This is a genomic window from Bacteroidales bacterium, from assembly GCA_026418905.1.
Taxonomy (GTDB): domain Bacteria; phylum Bacteroidota; class Bacteroidia; order Bacteroidales; family DTU049; genus JAOAAK01.
In genome coordinates this window covers 1-22,114 of record JAOAAK010000003.1, presented here as the reverse complement: position 1 = coordinate 22,114, position 22,114 = coordinate 1, and the positions used below count along the sequence as shown (strand labels likewise).

Here is a 22,114-nt window from a genome sequence, read left to right as displayed (position 1 = left end):
TTGCAACAGGCCTATTCTACCACCTTTCCTTTTTTGGTGGAATAGTTGATTTTATATGCACCGCATTTTCGAAGTTCCTGTTTTACGTCGGTAACAATTCCCATTTTAACTTTTTTATCAACTTTCAAAGAAGTAGTCAGAAAAGGTCGGTCAGCTTCAGAGCGGGCAGCTCTTTCTTTTTCAATAAAATCAATAACATTGGCTATGGTAATAAATTGGTCGTTTACTTGGATTCGTGCATCTGTTCCAAATTTAGGATTTATAGGAACCCCGATGTAAATGTACGAAACAAGATTTTTTCGTTCCAATTTCTGGATTTCGGTGGCAGCAGGTGGAGTCACTTTAACCAATAAGGTTGCTTCACGTATTTTAGTGATAACCATGAAAAAGAAAAGAAACATAAAAATAATATCCGACATGCTTCCTGTGCTGATGCCGGGTATTTCTCTTTTTTCTGACTTTTTAAAAATGCTCATTTTTTTCCTCCTCCTACATCTTCTGGTTCTGCTTCGGAAATTGCCATGGGGTATGCATCGGAAATGGCTTTGATCTGGGTTTCGTCCCTCAAATCTCTGAATTTCTTTCCAAAGACCTTCATAGAAAGTTCATCTCTTAGTTCATTAATAGCCGCTGTGATTTCGTTGGATACTTTAATGTACATTTCATAGGATGTACCTCGGTCGTTCTTAAGTGAAATTACTCCTTTGGATTTCATGAATTTTCCAACGTACGGAAGTTCAATTTCAGTTTTTTCAGGCAAATTAGGATCATTGTAAGGGTTAAGGAAAAATTCTTTAACTGTTTTGCGTAGATCTTTAACTTCCATAATCTTACCTTCAACCATGAGCTTATCGTAGGCATTTATGAGTACTGCTAATACATTCCTTTCTTTCACCTTAATGTCTTCTTGCTCTTGAGTGGGAAGAGGGGGAAGCTTACGTAATAAACCAGAGTCAGTATCAATGCTTGAAGTTAGTAGGAAAAATGTCAGCAGAAGAAAACTGATGTCAGCCATGGAAGAGGTATTCAATTCAGGAACTTTCTTTGCCATGGCAATCTTATTTCGTTAGATTTCTTATGGAAAAACCGATGATGATTAGGATAAAAAAACCCAGTAGAGTATATAAAAAATAAAGCCCTGCTCCAATGATAGGACTCCAGCTTAGAGAAGTACCTGTTTTTTCTAAAATCATGGGGTCAATATCTGTGCGTGGTGTAATGAAATAGTATATTATAAAAAGTCCAACTGCAAAAAGTATAATTCCTAGGACTTTTGCATTTTTTCTAAAGTTGGTAAAAAGGTTTAAGACAGAAAAAGCTAAAGCAGACAAAATGGCAATCAATCCAGCAGCATAAGCGACATATAGCCTAAGGTCTATTGATCCTAATGACAAAACAAGAGCAATAATAATAAGAAGAAGGATTAGTCCAAATTGCAATAACTTGTTTTTTTTCATGGGTCTTTACTTTTTGATTTTGTAAATAATGTCCATGAAAGAAATAGAAGCGTCTTCCATTTGATTGACAAGAGATTCAATCAATGATACCACCACACTGTAAAGCAATTGTAGAATAATGGCAGAAATAAGACCAAAAACAGTTGTAAGAAGAGCCACTTTCATACCACCAGCAACAATGGTCGGAGAAATATCACCGGCTTTTTCTATATCATCAAAAGCTTGAACCATTCCAACGACAGTACCCAAAAAACCGAGCATGGGAGAAAGAGCAATGAAAAGGCCAATCCATGAAAGACCGCTTTCGAGTCTTCCCATTTGAACTTCGCCGTAGGTAACAACAGCTTTTTCAATGTTTTCGATACCCTCATGATAGCGATCAAGACCTTGGAAAACAATACTAGCAACGGGCCCTCTTGTATTACGTGCTAATTCTTTAGCACCATCTACATTGTTTTGTTGTAGAAGTTTCTCGATTTCCTCGAGAAATTTTTGAGTATTGATTCTACTCAGATTTAGATAGATGATGCGTTCAATTACTATGGCAAGTCCTAATACTAACACGAGAAGGATGGGGGTCATCCAGCCGGCACCACCTTCGATAAATTTTTCTTTGAGAACCTGGTGAAAAGTTTTTTCTGTCGTTGGTTCGGTAGTTTGCATAGTGGTTGTTGCTGCTGTTGTTTTTGCAGTGTCCTTTTTAGTTGTATCTTTTTGGATAGTGTCAGCTTTTGCATTAGGCTTTGTTTGCGCAAAAGCCACATTCAGGTTAACAAGCATAAATACGCTTAAAATGCTCAATAAAACTATTCGCTTTTTCATACCTATTGTTTTGAAATTAGCTTGCGGAGAGAGTGGGATTCGAACCCACGATACCCTTTTGGGGTATACACGCTCTCCAGGCGTGCCTCTTAAACCACTCGAGCATCTCTCCCGATTGGTTTGCTAAATTATAAAATTTTATTTCAATCATTGAAAAAAAATTATTTTTTTAACCAATCCAGGGGATTGAGAGGAGTTTTTTCATGCCAAATTTCAAAATGTACAACAGCATTATCTTTCTTGGTTATTTTTCCAATGGGCTGATCAGCACTGACAGAATTTCCTGCTTCAACAAAAACTTCAGTGAGTTGAGTATAAACAGTTAAATAGTCCTCATGACGAATGATAACTAAAAAATTATCATTTTCAAGAGGAACAACCTGAGTCGCGATACCTTCGAACACGGCTCTTACTATTGAATTATTTTTACATAAAATATCTATACCATTATTTTTGTAATGTATGTCTTCAAGTAAAGGATGAGATTGTTCGCCAAAATAACCTATGATGGTTCCATTCACAGGCCAAGGAAGAGAACCGCGTTGGTTGATAAATGATGAATTCTTTTTTTCGCTTTTTGAAGTAATGGATGGATCTTTTTGCGTTGAAGGTGTAGGACTATTCTTTGAACCATAAGAAGATGTTTCAGATGCAGCTATTAATTTTTGAATCTTTTTGTTAAGTTTTTCCACTTCATTTTTTTTGATTTCGAGTTGTCGGCGAAGTTCTTTTTCTTTACGTTTGGCTTCTGTTCTGAGTTTACTTTGTTCTTGCAAAAGTTGCTGGTATTTTTCGATAGAAGCTAACAATTTTTTTTGTGTATTGAATTTTTCATCTTGTAATGTTAGGAGATGCTCTTTTTCTTTTTGAAGTATAGTCATTCTATCCCTAAGTTGTTCGATAAGTTTTATGATTTTTCTTCTGATATGATTCATGTAAAGGTATTTATTGTAGGCCATTTGAAGAGAAGTAGAACCAAACAAAAATGCCAACCTTGAGGTAGGGGAACGTAGCAAATAAATCACTTTTATGAGAGCTTTAAGTTTTATTCGAAAAATTTCAATGTTTTGCTCAAGATGAAAAATCATCTTGTCTTTTTCGTGAATCTGTTCTGAGATCAACAGAATATCATTATTAATTGAGGAAAGATATTGTTCGTAAAGGCTGATTTGCTTACTAAGCATAATGGCTTTGTCATATAAATTTTTTTGACTCTTAGCTATTCGAGATATTTCATCATTGAGGAACTGTATTTCTTGTTCTATTTTTTCTTGAGCTTTCTTGTATTTAATGATGTTTTCTTTTTTTTGGGCAGTTATGCTAAACGTACAGATCCATAATAAAAATAAAAAAAAGCATCCTTTTGTCATTTCTTTTCAAGAAAATTTTTATAATCTGATGGAATTCTGAAGTTGGTAATGATGGAGTCATTAAGTGACACCTTTTCAAGTATAATGGATAAAGTAAATTTTTTATCTGACAGTATTTCAATGTTATACTCATAAGGAAATAAAATATTATGATCAATACTTCGAAAATCGTTGTATTCCAACGTAAACGTTTGATTAGGATTAGATATTTCCTTTATTCTTTGTTTTCTAATTTTCCAGTAAGTAGTATCGATCCATATATCCTGCATATAAATTCTTTCAAGATCCTCTCTTTTTTTGACATATTTTTTGATTTTAGTTCTAGCAGGGGTAGAAAGACGGAGATGGTTCTCGTCACGCATTATTTTAAAAAAACTTGTTTCATAGTACGAAAAATCTTTGTTTAATAGTAAAGAATATATCATGTCGAAGTCCATATTGATAAAGAAAAGTTGTGAAACGTTTAAATAATCTCCACTGAAATAAAACTTGCCAACTCGATCAATAAAAAAGACCGAATCAGGACGAAGTAAGATCCTTGCAAATTCGATATTCAAAAGAGTATTGATGGAGACCCAAACAAGCTGATTAGCCCTGATTCTCAAAGATCCAGAAAATGTAGTTTTATCTTTTTTATCGTCGGTAAAAGTACAAGAAAATTTTGCTGACATCGTAGTAAAATTCAAGTAATTTCTTTCTAACTTTTTAAAAATGCTATCAGTATGATGGTGAACTGTTTTTTGTTCGATTTGTTCTTGAGACTGAGAAGGGATATTGGAGGTTTTTTTAAAAATTTTGCAACTAGTAAGCAAAACGATCATATTCACAGAAAAAATAAACAGCCAGAAGTAATTATTTTTTTTCATAGTTTAATTGAGTTTGAAGTTTGATATTAATACGAGGTGATTTAGTGAGGGCATAAGCATATGTCCACCAATCAATGGCTTCTTCCGAAGATCCCTCTTTTAAAGCAATATCTCCAGCAAGTTCCAAAATTTCAGGAAAAAATTCTTTTTGATATTCTGTTTTATGAATTAAAAATGAAGCTTGTTTATAATTTTTTTCGTAAAAGGCTTTAATTGCATTTTGGTAAGTTAAATGTGTAAGATTTTTAAAAGGGTGCTTACTAGCCCAGCTAAGAGCTTTAAGGGTATCGGTTTTGACTTGGATCAAAAAACAGAAGTACATATAAGAGAATGTTTCTATTCCAGATTTTTCTAATTCAGCAACAATTGCTTCTTCAGGAGTATTTGGTACCGAATAAAGATTGCTCAAAGAAAGTAAGATTTTAGTAAATCTCTCTAGTTCTTTATCCTTGAAATATTTAACATAATTTTTCAGTTGAGAATTAATTGCTTCAAAATTTTGTTTAATGAATTCGAGGTAATAGTGAAAAAATTGCAAGTGAGGTTGTTCGGGAAAAAGTTCCATGGCACGGGGTACAAAAGTAAATAAACCTTGTCGATCATCAGTCAGAAACTGAGCGTACAACAAATTTTCCCAGACTAAATATCGAGAGGAATCAAGATGAATAGATCGCTTCCAAAATTCAATAGCTTCTGAAAGATGATTTCTTTGAAAATGCACATCACCACTGAGAGCATAAATTTTAGGATCATCTGGATATTGCTTAATAAGATTATTTATAAAAGAAAAAATAATTAAAGAATCACCATACAGATCTTTTTGCATGAGAGAAAGCACGATAAAAACTTTATCATCTACTGAAATGTCTGATCTTTCAATCAGAGAATTTACCTGTTCTTTTGCCTTTAACGTATCTTTGATAAGAAAGTAGTAATCTGCCAAGTAGAGATTTGCTAGTGTGTTGGAAGGATCGTATGAAAGAGTTTTTTGAAGATAATCGTATCCCAGATGAATTCTTCCTGTTTTAAAATAGTATTCAGCTAATTTTAAAGAATATTGAGGGTTACCAGGGATGGTTTTGAGCATTGTGGCAAGTTCTTGATAAGCTTTTTCTTCTTGCCCTATAGTTAGATAAATTTCAAATTTTCTTCTGTAAACTTCTTCAGTTGGTCCAATTTTTTTTTCGAGATAGTTAAAGGTTTCTAGGGCTTTGGTAGCATTGTTTGCTTGAAAATACAAGTCTCCAAGCTTGATTAGAAAATCTGAACTGTTAGGGTATTGGCGTGTGAGTTTTTCGTAAACCTCAATGGCATCCTTATATTCGCCCATCATAATATAAGACTGGGCTAGGAGGATCTTATACCATATGTTATTGGGATCAAGCTTTACAGCTTTATTTAAATGTTCGATGGCTTTGTCATATTTACCTTCGTTAAAAAATAATTTGCCAAGTTCGTAATGCGAAGGATGATGCCAAGGATGTGTTTCAAGAATACTGTTGAAAATGTCTTTAGCAGTTTCGTTCTGCTGAAGAAATGCCTGCCGGAAAGCTTCGATGTATTGAGTTGTGAGAGTTATACTGGAATGCTGCTGAGGTTGATTTACCTCATTTTTTTTTGTCCTGCATGAAGTAACTGTAATTCCTAATAAAATGAAATAAAAAATGACTTTCGACATTAGTTTATGATTGTATAGTCTCCTACGTTTAATTCTTTATGTTTTTCGTGATATTCAACGTAATTGCCAACCATGGAATTGTCGATGTTAGCATTGACAATGTAGCTATGGCTTTGAACAATGGATTTAGTAATTATGGAATCTTTAATGTGTGTATGGTTTTCAATGGAAACAAAGGGGCCTATAATGCTGTTAGAAATTTTAACATGATGACCTACATAACATGGAGGGATAATGATTGAGTTTTCAATAGAACATGTGGAGGAAATGATGTTTTCGCCATGTCTTTCTAAAATTCTTTTATTTGAATATACCGTAGCATCTTTATTTCCACAGTCCAACCATTCATCAATGGGTAAAGCAAAAAAATTCATTCCTTTGTTGAGGAGATTTTTTAATGCATCCGTTAGCTGGTATTCACCATTTTCCATAATGTGTTCTGCTAATAAAAACTTAATTTCATTCTTCAAGTATGAAGCCTCTTTAAAGTAGTAAACACCCACGATGGCAAGATTAGAAACCAATTGTTTAGGTTTTTCATGAAATTGAATAATTCTATTTTCAGAATCGACTCTGACGACTCCAAAAGCTGATGGATTGTCAACTTCCTTAACCCATATGACAGAGTCCAATTCAGTTTTGATTTTTTGCTTGGTAAAAAATAACGTGTCGGCAAAAGCTATGATTACACTCTCCTCAAGAAACTCCTCAGCACAAGAGATAGCATGAGCTGTTCCAAGAGGTTTATCTTGATGTCGAATATGACCTGTAGCTTGATATTTATGAGCAAGCTGTAAGAGATATCTTTCTATTTCTTCTCCGAAATTATTAATAATAAAGACAATTTCAGAAATGGGAGATTCAGTAAGCGAGAAAATTTCATCTATCAATCTTTCTACGATGGGCTTACCAGCTAATTTAATAAGTGGTTTAGGGACAGTTAAGGTATGGGGGCGCATCCTTTTCCCCTGACCTGCCATTGGAATAATGAGCTTCATAATTCCTCCTTTTTTAAATACCGGAATGACCGAATCCTCCTTCACCACGGATGGTTTCTTGAAGGGAATGAACTTCATCCCATTCTATCCGAACAACTGAAGATATAACGAGTTGTGCGATTCTATCTCCGGGTCTAATGGTAAAAGGTTTGTCACTTAGGTTAATGAGAATAACTTTAATCTCTCCTCGATAGTCAGCATCAATGGTACCAGGGGTGTTCAATACTGTAATTCCATGGTTAATAGCTAGACCGCTTCTTGGTCTTACCTGTGCTTCGAAACCATCAGGAAGTTCTATAAAAATTCCAGTTGATATTAAAGCACGACCCATGGGTTGCAAAGTTATAGGCTCGTCAAGATGTGCTTGCAAATCAAGACCAGATGATTGAGCGGTGGTATATGATGGAAGTGGATTGCTACTCTTATTTACTATCCTTACTTTCATTGAAAAAACTCTTGCAAAAATAAAACATTTTCAAATGTGGAGAAATGAACCAACCATTGTTTTATATTCTTCTGTATAGGTTAGATCGTCCGATTGAATGATAAGATTTTCGGTAATGACAATTTCAGGTTTTATTTTGCTAAAAGAAAGCAACCTTAAATATGGATATGAAGTTCGAAAAGATCGAATAATCCATTGTTTATGAACATGGAGCCCATGTAGAAAAAATTTTTTCTCAACGTAAAATGAACTAATAAACGGATAAGCAAGATGAATCTGACCTTCATATGTAAGAAATGACGAAGCATAAATGAGTTCATCCACCCATTTTTCATTGCTGTGACGTGATAACCTTTTATATGGATTTGGAGAGGGGAAAGCATCAACAAAGTAAGGTGGATTCGTGACTATCAAGTCAATTTTTTCTTGATTTTGTTGAACCCATTCATGTAGAGAAATATGCTTGACTTTCATTTTGTAGTGCCATGGATTGATCAGGAAATTTAGCTTGCAAATTTTGACAGCTATAGGATTTATGTCGATAGCCAAAATATTTTCAGAATCTTTTTGAGCTAGCATAAGGGATATGTAACCAAGACCACATCCAACTTCAAGTACCTTTTCCCAAGGTTTTTCAGAGGAAAAAACACCCAGTAATACACCATCTGTGTTAACTTTCATCACTTTTTCGTGCTGGTAAACTTTAAAAGCTCGAAAATTGAAAACTTCAAGATTCATAATAGAGATTTCCACTCGGTAGGAAAATGGATGGTTAGTTTTTTCGAGACTCTTTCATTATTCAGAATGAATTCTTTTATGGCGGGAAGATATATGATTTTACCTTCTGGTGAACGAAGTTCAAATAAAAATTGTTTACCTCGAATAATAGCAATAATTTTACCTAGATAATTTCCATTTTCGTCATACACTGTGTAACCGCTAAGATAAGGACCAATGACGTTGTTGTCCAGAAACTTACATTTTCGAACATCGTGATAAATGGGTTTACCCGTAAGCTTTTTTGCTATATTTATATTATCTACGAAATGAAAAGTGAAATAATAGAATGTTTCATTAAGCTGTTCGACTTCTAAGGGCAAAAAAGGAACAAACATGCCGTCAAAATTCAAAAAACAAAAATCGTTGATGTTTTTAGGCAACAAACCATTACTGAAAGTAATGAGAACCTTACCTCTGATCCCATGTGTTTTTACGATCATGCCTGATTCTACCAGTTCTTCAACAGGTATAGGATAAGGCATGAATAGGGGTTATGTATGATCAGATGGATTGTCTTGTTGGGATGATTCTTGAGAAGTAAGGGCAGCCTTTTTCTTTTCTCTTTCTTCACGTTTTTTTCGTTCCAACTTAAGTTGTTCTTCTCGTTTAAGATTTTTTTGGTAATCGTATTTTTTCTTTAATTCTACCAGTTTCAATTCTTTCTTTTGTAGCCATTCCTGAAATTTAGCTTCTGCTTGTTCAGGTGTAAGAGCTCCTTTCTGGACACCTATGTCTAGATGTCTTTTGTAAAGTACGCCCTTGAAGCGAAGTATTGCTGATGCCGTTTCTGTAGGTTGTGCTCCAACCGATAACCAATACAGGGCTCTCTCGAAATTTATTTCAATCGTGGCGGGTTGAGTTAAAGGATCATAATATCCTAACTTTTCAATGAATTTCCCATCACGTGGGGCCCGACTGTCTGCAACGACCAAATGGTAAAAGGGTCTTTTTCTTCTACCATGGCGTTGTAACCTAATCCTTACTGCCATACAATTATATTTTTATTTTTTTGGGACTGCAAAGGTTATAATTTTTTTTGAAATGTGCAATATCAATCGGTTAATTCTTCTGGATTAAACAGATGTCCCATTTTGTTATGCTTAGTTTCAAGATAATGGATGTTGTATGGATTCGCCTGGACGATAAGGGGTATGATTTCCACGATTTCGATTCCATAGCTTTCTAAGCCGATTCTTTTGACTGGATTGTTGGTAATAAGTCGCATTTTTTTGATGCCTAAATGTCGAATGATTTGTGCACCAATTCCATAATCTCTTTCGTCATCCTTAAATCCAAGGGCATGATTAGCTTCTACAGTATCTTTGCCAAGTTCTTGAAGATGATAAGCTTTTAGTTTATTAATCAAACCAATTCCACGTCCTTCCTGATTCATGTAGAGAACTAGTCCTTTTCCTTCTTGCTCAATCATCTGCATGGCTTTGTGCAATTGAGGACCACAATCACATTTGTAACTGCCAAAAATATCGCCAGTAGCACAAGAAGAATGTACTCTTACAAGAACAGGTTCAGTGGTGTTGACCTCACCTTTGACAAGAGCAAGGTGAATGATGTTGTTTGTAAGCTGTGTAAAAGCGATCAATTTAAAAGTACCATAAAGCGTAGGTAGATGGACTTCTTCTTCCTTTCTAATGAGGCTTTCAGTTTTTAAGCGGTAAGCAATAAGATCTTTGATTGAAACAATTTTTAACTCAAACTTTTCAGCAATTTCGAAAAGTTGAGGTAAGCGTGCCATAGTGCCGTCATCGTTCATGATCTCAACAAGGGCTGCTACGGGCTTTAGGCCAGCAATTCTACAAAGATCTACGCTGGCCTCTGTGTGACCAGCACGTTCGAGAACACCACCTTTCTTGGCTCTCAAAGGGAAGATATGACCGGGGCGTCCCAAATCTTCAGGTTTGGTGGATGGATCGGCAAGGGCATAAATGGTTTTCGCTCTGTCGGATGCTGAAATCCCTGTGGTACATCCATGGCCGATTAAATCGACTGATACGGTAAAAGGTGTCTCATGCAAAGACGTGTTTTCTTTGACCATTAAGTCCAGTTTTAGTTCTTCTGCTCTTTCTTCGGTAAGAGGAGCACAAATAAGACCTCTGCCGTATTTAGCCATGAAATTAACAATGTCGGGAGTTATTTTTTCTGCTGCTGCCACAAAATCTCCTTCATTTTCACGATCTTCATCGTCGACCACAATAATGATCTTTCCAGCTCGTAAATCTTCTAATGCACTTTCAATAGTGTCCAATTTATTTTTCATGTAAAAAGTTTTTAGCAAAATTATCAATTATTCATAAGGAAAATGTTTAGTATCTGTCATATTTGCCTTATGCTTAAACTATGACACTTCTTTCTTAGAACTAGAAGGAATGTAGAAACAACCATAAAACTTGTTCAGCCTTCAATTTTTGAATTATCTTGTAAAGGTGTTTTATTAGACTAAAACCAAACCATTATATGCGTCATGATCGATATTAAAATAAAAAAGCCCCCGAAAGGGGGCTGAAAATATGGGCATGTAATTAATTTTTAATGAAAGGTTTATACCAAATCATGTCGTCAAACTGAATTCGAACCTGATACGGTCCTGGAGGAAGGGTAGAAATAGAGCCATCAAATCTAACATCATGAACAGCTTCAGAATATAGTATCTTTCCTTCTGCATTAAGAATGGTAATGGTTCTAATAGGTTGTGAAGCTTCAATGGTTAAAAATTCCTGACATGGATTGGGGTAGAGACGAATGTTTTTTTGTAGAGCAAAATCGGGTAAAGAAACCAACGGCTTTGATTTTAAGTACAATTTATCTACGAATAATTCTGATCCTACATATATGAGGGAATCATGTGAGTCAATACTTGATGATATGAAAATACAAAGTGAATCTGGTGCATTAGCAATAAGAAAAGGTTCCTCAACAACTGTATAAACACCTGTATCAGTTAAATTAATATTAATCCAATATGTAGGCCATTGATTTCCCGTTTTTTTAAAAACAATATTTATTTGAGCTGTATCATCATGGGAAGGATAATATTTATATGCAAAAACTAGTGTATCATAAGGTCGATTGTAGGGTCTACATCCAACCAAATTCCATGAAAATCCATCGAAAACCCATTTTCCTGTTCCAATTATGCCCTTAATCGAAATTGAATCATCTTCTTGTAAAAAGTTTTTAAGATGTAAAGCATAGTTTCCTTGGTAAGCGTCAGTACTTTTATTTACACTAAGGGGATGACCCAAAATGTTCCAATCAATAATTTTAGAATAGATTTCTGTCGTCCAATTTTCAAAACTACCGTTCAATTGACTAGGTTGAGTGGAAATCCCAGTGAAAGAAATGCTATCTAATATGATCCAACTTCCTACTTGGGGAGTTCCAGAAAAAGGATTGGTTGATGCAAACCCAATTTGAACTGTGTCTGGACTTGTGGGTAATGGGGGATTGAATGAAAAGGAAAACTGGGTATATGTAGATGCTGATGAACTTATTAGGAAAGGATATGTTGCAATAACATTTCCTGTTTTGCAAAATTGAACTAAAATCAGAGCTTGGTCTCCGTTAAGACTTGCTTTATAGTACCCTTTTATGCCAGTAGGGGTTCCACTGATGGGAAAACCACCTTTCCAGGTGTTGGGATTATCATTTGGTCTTACATTGATCGCATAACCAAAAATTGTGTCTTGTGCTTGATAGCTGACAGTCGTTAATTTCAGAGCAAAATTTCCATGATACGCATCGGTTACTTTTTTCATAGAAACAGGTGGCAATGCAAACACGATTTCATATGAATTGGAATGAAAAGGATAACCTGTTGGATATTCCAATGAATAATCTATCCATTGTTCGAAATCTCCGTTTGGAATGGGTTGAATTTGGGAATGAGAAAGAACCCATCCTCCAATGAAAATCATAAAAATAATTTTTTTCATAGGATTCCTATTTTTATGCTACAAATATATATAAAAATTTAATATCCTAGTATTTTGAGCATAGATTTATAACTTTGTTCTTTAACAAAGAGTCGTGTGTAGTATTCACCATCTTCATCTTCATAAATGAGTACATGCTTCGGTGCTGGAAGAAGACAGTGTTGGATACCTCCATATCCTCCAAGGGCCTCCTGATATGCTCCCGTATGAAAAAAACCTATGTAAAGGGGATCGGCAGGTGTGAATTTAGGAAGATAAATCGCATTGGCATGCATTTCAGAATGATAATAATCATGACTATCACAAGTTAGACCACCTAAAAAAACTCTTTGATATTCAGAATCCCAATGATTAAGAGCGAGTAAAATAAATCGCTGATTCAGGGCCCATGTGTCAGGAAGTGTTGTCATGAAGCTACCGTCAATCATATACCACATTTCTTTGTCATTTTGTTGTTTGCCTCCAAGGATTTTGAAAAGTACTGCACCACTTTCGCCAACTGTGAAAGTTCCAAATTCTGTGAAAATATGAGGCTCTGGAACACCGTGCTCTTTACATATCTTCTTAATTTGATAAATAATTTCTTCTGCCATGTATTCGTAGTCATAATCAAAAGCAAGGGAATTTCTTATTGGAAAACCCCCACCTATATTGAGCATGTCTAGGGTCGGACAAATTTTCTTGAGTTCTGCATAGACGTTAACACACTTGTGTAGTTCACTCCAATAATAAGCAGAATCTTTGATTCCCGTGTTGATAAAAAAATGCAACATTTTGAGCTCAAAATTGGGATGATTTTTTACATATAAGTTGTAAAAGGGCAAAATATCACTATAACGGATCCCAAGGCGAGAAGTGTAAAATGTAAATTGGGGCTCTTCTTCAGAAGCAATGCGAATGCCCAATTTTGCCCTAATTCCCTTCTTTATTTTGTATTCAAATAGCTCATCTTTATGATCAATTACAGCAATTGTGTTTTGGAAACCGTTATTAATCAAGCGACTAATGTTTTCGATGTATTGTTGTTTTTTGAAACCATTGCAAATGATGTAAATATCTTTATCTATTTTTTTGTCTTCGTAAAGTTTTTCAATGATGTTGATGTCAAAAGCACTAGAAGTTTCGAGGTGAATGTCATTTTTTAATGCTTCTTCGATGACGTGAAGGAAATGGCTACTTTTAGTGCAATAAGCATAATAATATTCACCTTTGTAGTCGGCTTTTGCAATAGCTACGTTAAAAATTCTTTTTGCTTTTTGAATCTGTCGGCTTATACTGGGAAGATAAGTGAGTCTTAAAGGGGTTCCATATTGGTCAACGATATCCATCAAATTGATGTTGTGCCAGTATAATTCGTTTTCTATCATTTTAAATTCCTCAGTCGGGAATTCAAAAGTTTGCTCAATCAAATCAATATATCTGGTTTTCATTCCCAACCATATATTTGAGTTAACTGGTAAAAACTTTGCAAAAGTAAATCATTTAATTTTAGGAAATGTTAAATTTTTAATTTTGTAAAAAATGATTCTATGAAAAAAGGGGTTTGGATTGTTGGAATTTTATTTTTTTTACGAATTGTCCATGGACAGGTTCCTTTTTTCTTTCATGCAGATGACGTATTATTGAAGAATAAAATTACTCAAAATCCTGAGGTAATCATAAAATATTTAATTTTTGAAGAGAATCTTAAACAACTAATGACAACATTGGAACATCAATACCCAAAAACAGACACTCTTATTAATGGCAAGCGTGTTATACCTGTGGTGTTTCATATTATTCATACGTATGGATCTGAAAACATTTCTGATGAACAGGTCCTGGACGGGCTTACCCTTCTGAACATTGATTTTAATAAATTGAATCCTGATACAGCTAATACATATCATCTTTTTAAAAGCAGGGCAGCCGATTGTAAGATTGAATTTAGATTAGCACGAAAAGATCCCAATGGAAATTGCACCTCTGGTATTGTCAGACATTACGATCCCTCCACAAATTTTGCATATTTTGAAACCATGGCTCAGTATGCATGGGAACCCAAGCACTACATGAATGTTTTTGTCGTTAAGAACATCTATCCTTCCGATATGTCGCTTCCTGATGGGGCTTTTATAGGTGGCATGTCACCATTTCCACCTAATAATCCGCTATCACAAATGTTAACTGGTGGAGATACGCTCAAGGACGGTGTTCTAATTCGTCATGATGGTGTTGGATCTATAGGTACTGCTACGCAAATGGGGGGAATGCCTATCAATATGATTAACAGAACCTTCACCCATGAAGCGGGTCATTATTTCAATCTATATCATACTTTTCAAAACTTGATGGCTGGTCTTATTCCTTCTTCCAGTGGGTGTCCATCATTTTTAGCTCCAAATGGTGATGAGGTTAGCGATACCCCACCTGTCGACCAAGCAACAATTAATACATCAGTTCAATGTTATCCTCCTGGTAGCCGTAATACTTGCACCGAAAATCCTGACGAACCTGATATGATAGAAAATTACATGGATTATCAATGGGGTTATTGTAACAATATTTTCACTCTAGGTCAAAAGGCTAGAATAGATGCAACTCTTAATGGTTATCGGCGAAGTCTATGGTCCAAGGAAAACCTTATAAAAACAGGAGTTCTCGATACAAATACTCAATTATGCTCACCCATAGCTGACTTTTATACACCATCACCCATGATCTGCCAGGGAGGAACTGTGCAATTCTATGATGCTTCTTTCAATGGACCAGTGGAAAACTGGATTTGGGAATTCGAGGGAGGTACGCCTTCATCATCTACACAAAAAAATCCTCTGGTGACATACGATCAAGGTGGAATTTTCAAAGTAAAACTCAAAGTTTTTAACTCTAGTGGCATGGATAGTCTTGTGAAAACCAATTATATTCATGTTTGGTCAAACAGTCAGGTCATTGATGCTCCTTATTTTGAAAGTTTTGAAAATGGCGGGCAGAACAATTTTCTTAGTATTAATGAAGCAGGTGGATCTTGGACTTTGAAGACAGGTACTGGTTGTACAGGAACCAAATCGATGTACGTTCCTAATTTTCAAAATGGACGTGGGGGAAGCAAGGATATACTTGTAAGTCCAGTCTATAATTTAACTACCTTCACAGGGCAGGCTGTAAAGATTTCTTTTAAATACGCTTATGCTGGTAAAATAATTCCAGGAAGTATTATTACTCCGTCTGATACTGCTTTCGACAAGTTTCTTGTAGCTATTTCATCAGATTGTGGCAAAACATGGCAAACCAAATTAAGTTATTCAGGACCTTCATGGGCAACGGCTAATCCAACTCAGAATGAGTTTTCTCCTACCAGTCCTTCTCAATGGAAAACAGCTGAGTTTATCATTCCAGCTGGTCAAGTTTCTCAACTGAATAGGATGCGAATTAAGTTTGAATTTTTCTCTAATGGTGGAAATAATCTTTATCTTGACGATATAAACATAAATCTCTTAAGTGCCGGAATGGAAGATCTGCGGTCGATTTTGAAAATCTATCCCAATCCTGTTCAAGATGAGCTTCATATTGATTTTACCGATGTTGTAACACGTTCCTTTACTTATGTCATATATGATATAGTCGGAAATGAAGTAGTAAGAGGAATACTTTATAATACCCATGAGATAATAAACGTAGCACATCTTAAATCTGGCACTTATTGTATAAACTTGATTTCTGACAGGGAAAATTTTTCGATAATGTTTGTTAAATGAATTTTTTAGTTGTGAGCTTCAAGCCAATTTTTTCCTTTTTGGATGGATACGTTAATAGGTACAGCCAGCGGTAATGCATTTTTCATGATGGTAGATATGGAAGACATCACTTCCTCGGCATCTTTTTCTGGTGCTTCAAATACGAGTTCATCATGTATTTGAAGAATGATTTTAGTTTCAGGATATTTTTCAGTCAAAAATTTGTGAATTTGAATCATGGCAAGTTTCATCATATCTGCTGCTGTTCCTTGGATGGGCATGTTGATAGCATTTCGTTCAGCATAGCCTCGGACAGTTGGATTGGTTGAGTTGATATCCGGTAAATATCGACGTCGTTTTAAAAGGGTCTGAACGTATCCATGTTCGCGTGCGAAAGCGATGGCATCTTCCATGTATTTTTTTATTCCTGGAAATTCTTTAAAATAGGAATCGATGATTTTCTTAGCTTCTGAGCGAGGGATCCCTAGCCTTTCAGCAAGTCCAAAAGGCGACATGCCATAGATGATGCCAAAATTGACAGTTTTAGCTATTCGCCTCATTTCTGGTGTAACATGAGCTTCATCAACATTAAAAAGTCGGGCTGCTGTCATAGAATGAATGTCTTTATCATTTTCAAATGCTTTTATCATGTTTTCATCTCCCGACATGCTTGCCATGATGCGAAGCTCAATCTGATTATAATCAGCAGAAATTATACAATAGTCGGCTTGTTTGGGAATAAAAACTTTTCTAATTTCTTTACCTCTTGTCGTACGTATGGGTATGTTTTGAAGATTAGGGTTTGATGAGCTAAGTCTACCTGTCGAAGTGATAGTTTGATTAAAGCTGGTATGAATTTTTCCAGTTTGCGAATGTATGAGTTGAGGCAGAGCATCTACATATGTGTTTTTTAATTTTACGAGTTCTCTGTAATCGAGAATCTTATTAACGATTGGGTGTGCTTGTGTGTACTTTTGCAGAACTTCTTCAGATGTAGAATATTGCCTTGTTTTAGTTCTCGGAGGATTAGCATCTATTTTTAGATCTTCAAAAAGTATTTCACCTAACTGTTTAGGACTATTGAGATTGAATTTTTTACCAGCTAGCTCAAAAATTTCATTTTCAATTTGTACAATATCCTTTTGCAGTGATACTGAAATTTCTTTTAATTCTTCTGTGTTGATCTTGACTCCCGTCAATTCCATGTCCATGAGAACTTTAATAAGTGGTATTTCTACCTGATAAAACAAATCGATTAATTCCTTTTCTTTAAGAAGAGAATCGAAAGTTTGGTAGAGTTGCAAGGCTATGTCTGCATCTTCACAAGCGTAGTCTCTGATGAGCTCGGGAGGAACCTCTCGTATGTCTTTCTTTTTATTCATCATTTCATCGTATGAAATAGTTTTATATTGTAAGTATACTTCACTGAGAAAATCCAAACCGTGTTTTTTTTCAGGATCCAGTAAATAGTGAGCAATCATCGTATCAAAAATGGAAGATGTAACATCAATCTTATATTTTTTAAGAATGGATAAATCAAATTTCAAATTATGCCCAACGATAAGGATAGACGAACTTTGCAAGTATGGTTTGAGTGTTTCAAGAAAGATGGAAGGATTGTTTTTTGTATCCACAAAACAAGCTTTATGGGGTTTAAAACTCAGAGCTATTCCTACCACTTCAGCTGAAAATGGATCGAGAGAAGTTGTTTCTAAATCAATAGAAAGGATATCTTTAACCTGCTGTAGCCAGATTTTTAATTGTTCAGGGTCCTGAATAAGTTCATATTCGTGAGACATAGAATGGATGGATGCGAAGGATTCACTTCTTTGTTCGACAGGAATATGTTCTTGATCAAATAAGGTTGGTTGATAGCGACTAAGAGAGGGTTTTTCGTTGGATAGTTGTTGGATGGTTTCCCAGAAGCGTTTAGAAAAAGTTTTAAATTCAAGTTCTTCAAAAAAAGGTTGAAGATCTTGAAAGGAAGGAATTTTCCATTCCAGTTCGGAAAATCTTAACTCCAAAGGAACGTTAAGCTGAATAGTAGCAAGTTGCTTAGAAAGAAAAGCTAGGTCTTTGTTCTCTTCTAGCTTTTTTCGTAAAGATGGTGATGAGATACTTTCCAAATGTTGATATAATTCTTCTATGGAGCGAAATTGGCGGATAAGGTTGATAGCAGTTTTTTCGCCAATACCATGTACACCAGGGATATTATCAGATGGGTCTCCCATGAGTGCTAAAATATCGATGAGTTGAATAGGTTGTTCGATCCCATATCTATCGCAAACTCTCTGAACGTCCCAAATTTCTTTTTCCTTACTGCTAGAGGAGGGTTTGTAGAGTAAAATACGGGAACTTACAAGTTGCCCGAAGTCCTTATCTGGGGATACGATATAAGTGATAAGATGATTTTTTTCTGCTTCATGGGCAATGGTACCAATGACGTCATCGGCTTCATAGCCGGGTACTTCAATGGCAGGAATGTTCATGAGTTTGGTCATTAGCTTTGCATATGGAATGGATTTAAGAAGATCCTCGGGAGTTGGGGGCCGGTTGGCTTTGTAGAAAGTATAATCTGTTTCGCGATGTGTTGGAGTTTCAGAATCAAAAGCTACAGCTATATGAGTGGGTTTTTCTGTTTTAATTAGATCCAATAAAGTGTTTGCAAAACCAAATATGGCCGACGTATTCATTCCTTTAGAATTATATATGGGTTTTTTTAAAAAAGCATAATATGACCTGAATAAAATTGCAAGGGCATCGAGTAAAAATAAACGCATTGTTTTTTTGTAAAAATATTGGTTTTTTTAATTTTGCTCATGATGGAAGAGATAAACATTGTTGAATATTTGCATTTTTTCATGATTTTACAGCCCATATTGTATGCCCTTCAATTATATGCATACAGAGGAATTTTTAGTAGGCCACATCGTATATTGGCCATCTATATGGTTCTTATTTCATTTTACTTTTTTATTAATGCAAATTTTTTATTCTCTAAAGAAATGCAAGTTTTTATGCTAATTTGGGTATTTCCCTTGCTTGTCTCATTCAATCCCTTTTATTATTTTTATGTACGGTCATTGACAGATGAAAATTTTCAATTTTCAAAAAAACATCTTTTACATTATTTACCCTCTTTCTTGGCTTTGATATTAATGTTCATCGAATATTTCTATGCACATGATAATTACGTTTCTTTTTTCTTAATGATAAAGAATATTTTCATTTTAATATATTATTTACAAATCATTGCTTATGTAACTGCCATCATTCATTTACTTATCAGACACAAGAGGAAAATCAAAGAATATTTTAGTTATACGGAAAATATTTCTCTTTCGTGGTTGTGGCTTTTTTTAATTATTTACATTGTATTTGCTGGTTTTGACATATCAATGTATTTAATGATACCAGATCATCCATATGTTCGTGTCATATATTATGTAATTATGATTGTTTTCATTAATTTTTTAGGTTTTTTTGGAATCAAGCAAGCAGATATTTACCTTCAAAACCTTTATGAAAGCCAAAAGATTACGATCAGTAATTATTCTTCTAAATCTCCTGGTAATGAAAAAAGCTCTCAAAGTACTTCTTCCACTTTGACAGAAGAATTTAAGGAATCATTGTTTCATCAAATTTTAGAATTATTAAAACGTGAGAAAATATATTTGAACCCAGATTTGACCATTACAACCATTGCAAAACTTTTAAACACCAATTATAAATACATCAGTCAGGTCATCAATGAAAAAGCAAAGACCAACTTTTACAATTTTATCAACGAATATAGAATTGCTGAAGCAACTGAAAACATCAAGAAATACAAGGAAACCTTAACCCTCGATGCTATTGCTCAGATGAGTGGTTTTCGCAGTCGAAGCACTTTTATCAATGCCTTTAAGAAAAAAATGAACGTTACACCTGGTGAATTCTTAAAAAATATTCTTTGATGTTAACCAATTGTTAACTTTAATTTTTTAAATTATTTTTGTATAAATTCATGTATTACAACATTTTTTTATTGTTTAATATTTAATCTGTGATTATTTTTGTAATTAAGAGGAAAATGCAAATATGTGATCAATGAATAAAATTTTTAGGTCAATTTTGTTTTCTTTTGCTATATCGATTTGCTTGAAAGGTAATAATCTAATTATTACTAACATTACAAGGAGTGGTTCTAATAATGATCTTATTACATTTAATGTATCTTGGGAAAACTCATGGTATGTTCAAGGTTTGCCTTCCAATCATGATGCCATTTGGGTTTTTATCAAATTCAGAGAATGTAATACTTCAGGACAGTGGAATCATGCTCTTTTGAGCACAAATATGCTTGATCATTCATTATCTGCAGGCCTTGCTTTTGCTCAACCGATTACTACCGTAGATAGATGGGGAAATCCAGGTAGTCATAATACAGGTGCCATGATTCGAAGATCTAATTACGGAACTGGTAACATTGTTAATGAGACTGTCACTTTACGTGTTGTAGGAAGTACTAGTGGTGTTCCATTCAATGCTAGTACGAATTATGATATCAAAGTGTTTGGTATTGAAATGGTTTATATTCCTGAAGGTCCTTTTTATGTAGGAGATGGACAAAGCACTTATGCATTATTTACACCTGGAACCAATCCACGTGCTCCATACAGGGTAACCTCCGAGGCTTCCCAAACTATTGCCACTGGTCTAAATGGTTATCCTTGTACGTTACCTGCTACTTTTCCAAAAGGTTATTCTTCATTTTATATTATGAAATATGAAATCACACAGGGGCAATATGTAGATTTTTTAAACACCATTGATCCAGCTCATGCAATTTCGAGATCCTACATATATAATGGAAATATGTACAACATTCAATTAACCGGGGGAACTTATACTACGACTCAGCCAAATCGGGCCATGATTTATCTTTCTTTTGTAGATTTACTGTCATATCTTGATTGGGCCGCTTTGCGACCTATTACAGAAATGGAATATGAAAAAGCTTGTAGGGGGCCTAAGGATTTTGTGATGGGGGAATATGCTTGGGGCACAACCAGTTTCATCGAGGCTATAAATTTTTCTGGAACAACTTCAGGCCAAGAAGTGTGTAACAATGTAGGTGCTAACTTGCATTTTTATGGTACTTCCTACAATTGTAGTGGTGGAATGTTTGGTTCTTCCAATTCTGGACCAGTAGAAGTGGGGGTATTTGCAAGAGACAATACTACATCTAGGGAAGGAACAGGGGCTGGCTATTATGGTGCTATGGAACTCAGTGGAAACGTGTGGGAAATGTGTATTCAAGTTAATGTAAATAACAATAATCCAAATACATCATCATCGTATATGGGAATTTGGGGAGATGGTATGCTAAACAATGCGGGTTCCTACAATGTAACGTCATGGCCCACAGTGGAATGGTTTTGTTATAAGGGAGGATCATGGACGTCTCATCAAGACAGGTGTCGAGTCAGTGATCGTAATGATATTGGGTATGGTTCAAGTTATTATAATTCAAGATATAATAATTCAAGTGGACGTGGATCAAGATAAAATTAAAATAATATGAGAAGCAAATTTTTTATTGTATTTTTTCTCGTTTTGACGATAGTTAAAGCCAACAATGTACGTGTAACTAATATTACTAGAACTGGTTCAAATCGGGATATCATCGAATTTAGACTTTCGTGGCAAAACAGTTGGTATTTTGTAACTGGTTTTCCACAAAATCACGATGCAGTATGGGTATTTATTAAGTTCAGGCAATGTGAAACCAGTGGACAATGGAATCATGCACTGCTCAGTGTTAATATGACGGATCATTTTTTTGATGATTCCCTTACTTATGCTAAGCCTATTACCACACTTGATCGATATGGCAACCCTGGTCAACATAACACAGGAGTATTAATTCGTCGCAAATACCCAGGCCAGGGACATATTGTAAATAAAACAGTTCGGTTAAAAGTGGTTGGATCTACGCAAGGAATTCCATTCGATGAAACAATTGAATACGACATAAAGGTTTTTGCTAT

20 protein-coding genes and 1 tRNA gene are annotated in these 22,114 nt (G+C 35.0%); 4 read left to right on the top strand and 17 right to left on the bottom strand.

The window, feature by feature from the left end; all coding sequences use genetic code 11:
* Window positions 1–11: 11 nt before the first annotated feature.
* The 16 genes from N2Z72_00325 to N2Z72_00250 form a co-directional block, all read right to left on the bottom strand.
* Window positions 12–476 carry a biopolymer transporter ExbD gene (locus N2Z72_00325; protein ID MCX7696121.1) on the bottom strand — a complete coding sequence of 155 codons (465 nt, stop codon included), beginning with the start codon at window positions 474–476 and terminating at the stop codon, window positions 12–14.
* On the bottom strand, window positions 473–1,051 hold the full coding sequence (locus tag N2Z72_00320) for a biopolymer transporter ExbD (protein ID MCX7696120.1): 579 nt from the start codon (window positions 1,049–1,051) through the stop codon (window positions 473–475). The genes N2Z72_00325 and N2Z72_00320 overlap by 4 nt, the downstream gene beginning before the upstream one ends.
* Before the next feature lie 7 nt (window positions 1,052–1,058).
* On the bottom strand, window positions 1,059–1,457 hold the full coding sequence (locus tag N2Z72_00315) for a hypothetical protein (GenBank protein ID MCX7696119.1): 399 nt from the start codon (window positions 1,455–1,457) through the stop codon (window positions 1,059–1,061).
* Between the two features lie 6 nt (window positions 1,458–1,463).
* Window positions 1,464–2,279: a MotA/TolQ/ExbB proton channel family protein gene (locus N2Z72_00310; protein MCX7696118.1), complete on the bottom strand. Its 816-nt coding sequence runs from the start codon at window positions 2,277–2,279 to the stop codon at window positions 1,464–1,466.
* Window positions 2,280–2,303: 24 nt separating this feature from the next.
* A tRNA-Ser gene (locus tag N2Z72_00305) sits at window positions 2,304–2,391 on the bottom strand.
* A 49-nt stretch (window positions 2,392–2,440) separates the two neighbouring features.
* Window positions 2,441–3,649, bottom strand: coding sequence for a peptidoglycan DD-metalloendopeptidase family protein (locus N2Z72_00300; GenBank protein MCX7696117.1), 1,209 nt, complete (start codon window positions 3,647–3,649; stop codon window positions 2,441–2,443).
* Window positions 3,646–4,515 carry a DUF4292 domain-containing protein gene (locus N2Z72_00295; protein MCX7696116.1) on the bottom strand — a complete coding sequence of 290 codons (870 nt, stop codon included), beginning with the start codon at window positions 4,513–4,515 and terminating at the stop codon, window positions 3,646–3,648. The genes N2Z72_00300 and N2Z72_00295 overlap by 4 nt, the downstream gene beginning before the upstream one ends.
* Window positions 4,502–6,193, bottom strand: a complete 1,692-nt coding sequence (locus N2Z72_00290; protein ID MCX7696115.1) for a tetratricopeptide repeat protein — start codon at window positions 6,191–6,193, stop codon at window positions 4,502–4,504. Before N2Z72_00290 ends, N2Z72_00295 begins: the two co-directional genes overlap by 14 nt.
* Window positions 6,193–7,191 (bottom strand): sugar phosphate nucleotidyltransferase, encoded by a 999-nt coding sequence (locus N2Z72_00285; protein ID MCX7696114.1) that lies wholly within the window; start codon window positions 7,189–7,191, stop codon window positions 6,193–6,195. Before N2Z72_00285 ends, N2Z72_00290 begins: the two co-directional genes overlap by 1 nt.
* A 13-nt stretch (window positions 7,192–7,204) precedes the next feature.
* Window positions 7,205–7,636 (bottom strand): dUTP diphosphatase, encoded by a 432-nt coding sequence (gene dut / locus N2Z72_00280; protein ID MCX7696113.1) that lies wholly within the window; start codon window positions 7,634–7,636, stop codon window positions 7,205–7,207.
* Between the two features lie 30 nt (window positions 7,637–7,666).
* Entirely contained in the window at window positions 7,667–8,374 is a 708-nt protein-coding gene (locus N2Z72_00275; protein MCX7696112.1) for a methyltransferase, read from the bottom strand.
* Window positions 8,371–8,898 (bottom strand): hypothetical protein, encoded by a 528-nt coding sequence (locus tag N2Z72_00270; protein ID MCX7696111.1) that lies wholly within the window; start codon window positions 8,896–8,898, stop codon window positions 8,371–8,373. Before N2Z72_00270 ends, N2Z72_00275 begins: the two co-directional genes overlap by 4 nt.
* Before the next feature lie 9 nt (window positions 8,899–8,907).
* Window positions 8,908–9,405: a 30S ribosomal protein S16 gene (locus N2Z72_00265; protein MCX7696110.1), complete on the bottom strand. Its 498-nt coding sequence runs from the start codon at window positions 9,403–9,405 to the stop codon at window positions 8,908–8,910.
* A gap of 62 nt (window positions 9,406–9,467) precedes the next feature.
* Complete coding sequence (locus tag N2Z72_00260) at window positions 9,468–10,691, bottom strand: bifunctional 3,4-dihydroxy-2-butanone-4-phosphate synthase/GTP cyclohydrolase II (protein MCX7696109.1); 1,224 nt, start codon at window positions 10,689–10,691, stop codon at window positions 9,468–9,470.
* Between the two features lie 262 nt (window positions 10,692–10,953).
* Window positions 10,954–12,366, bottom strand: coding sequence for a T9SS type A sorting domain-containing protein (locus N2Z72_00255; GenBank protein ID MCX7696108.1), 1,413 nt, complete (start codon window positions 12,364–12,366; stop codon window positions 10,954–10,956).
* Between the two features lie 38 nt (window positions 12,367–12,404).
* Complete coding sequence (locus N2Z72_00250; GenBank protein MCX7696107.1) at window positions 12,405–13,796, bottom strand: arginine decarboxylase; 1,392 nt, start codon at window positions 13,794–13,796, stop codon at window positions 12,405–12,407.
* Window positions 13,797–13,895: 99 nt separating this feature from the next.
* Here N2Z72_00250 and N2Z72_00245 point away from each other — a divergent pair, with 99 nt between their 5' ends.
* Window positions 13,896–16,103, top strand: a complete 2,208-nt coding sequence (locus N2Z72_00245) for a M43 family zinc metalloprotease (GenBank protein ID MCX7696106.1) — start codon at window positions 13,896–13,898, stop codon at window positions 16,101–16,103.
* Window positions 16,104–16,108: 5 nt separating this feature from the next.
* Here N2Z72_00245 and polA read toward each other — a convergent pair whose 3' ends face one another.
* Window positions 16,109–18,862, bottom strand: coding sequence for a DNA polymerase I (polA, locus tag N2Z72_00240; GenBank protein ID MCX7696105.1), 2,754 nt, complete (start codon window positions 18,860–18,862; stop codon window positions 16,109–16,111).
* 237 nt (window positions 18,863–19,099) lie between these two features.
* On the opposite strand from polA, the gene N2Z72_00235 reads away from it, so the two are divergent.
* The 3 genes from N2Z72_00235 to N2Z72_00225 form a co-directional block, all read left to right on the top strand.
* Window positions 19,100–20,038, top strand: coding sequence for a helix-turn-helix domain-containing protein (locus N2Z72_00235; GenBank protein MCX7696104.1), 939 nt, complete (start codon window positions 19,100–19,102; stop codon window positions 20,036–20,038).
* Window positions 20,039–20,171: 133 nt separating this feature from the next.
* Window positions 20,172–21,632: a formylglycine-generating enzyme family protein gene (locus tag N2Z72_00230; protein MCX7696103.1), complete on the top strand. Its 1,461-nt coding sequence runs from the start codon at window positions 20,172–20,174 to the stop codon at window positions 21,630–21,632.
* A 12-nt stretch (window positions 21,633–21,644) separates the two neighbouring features.
* A partial coding sequence (locus N2Z72_00225; protein ID MCX7696102.1) for a hypothetical protein occupies window positions 21,645–22,114 on the top strand: 470 nt, incomplete at its 3' end.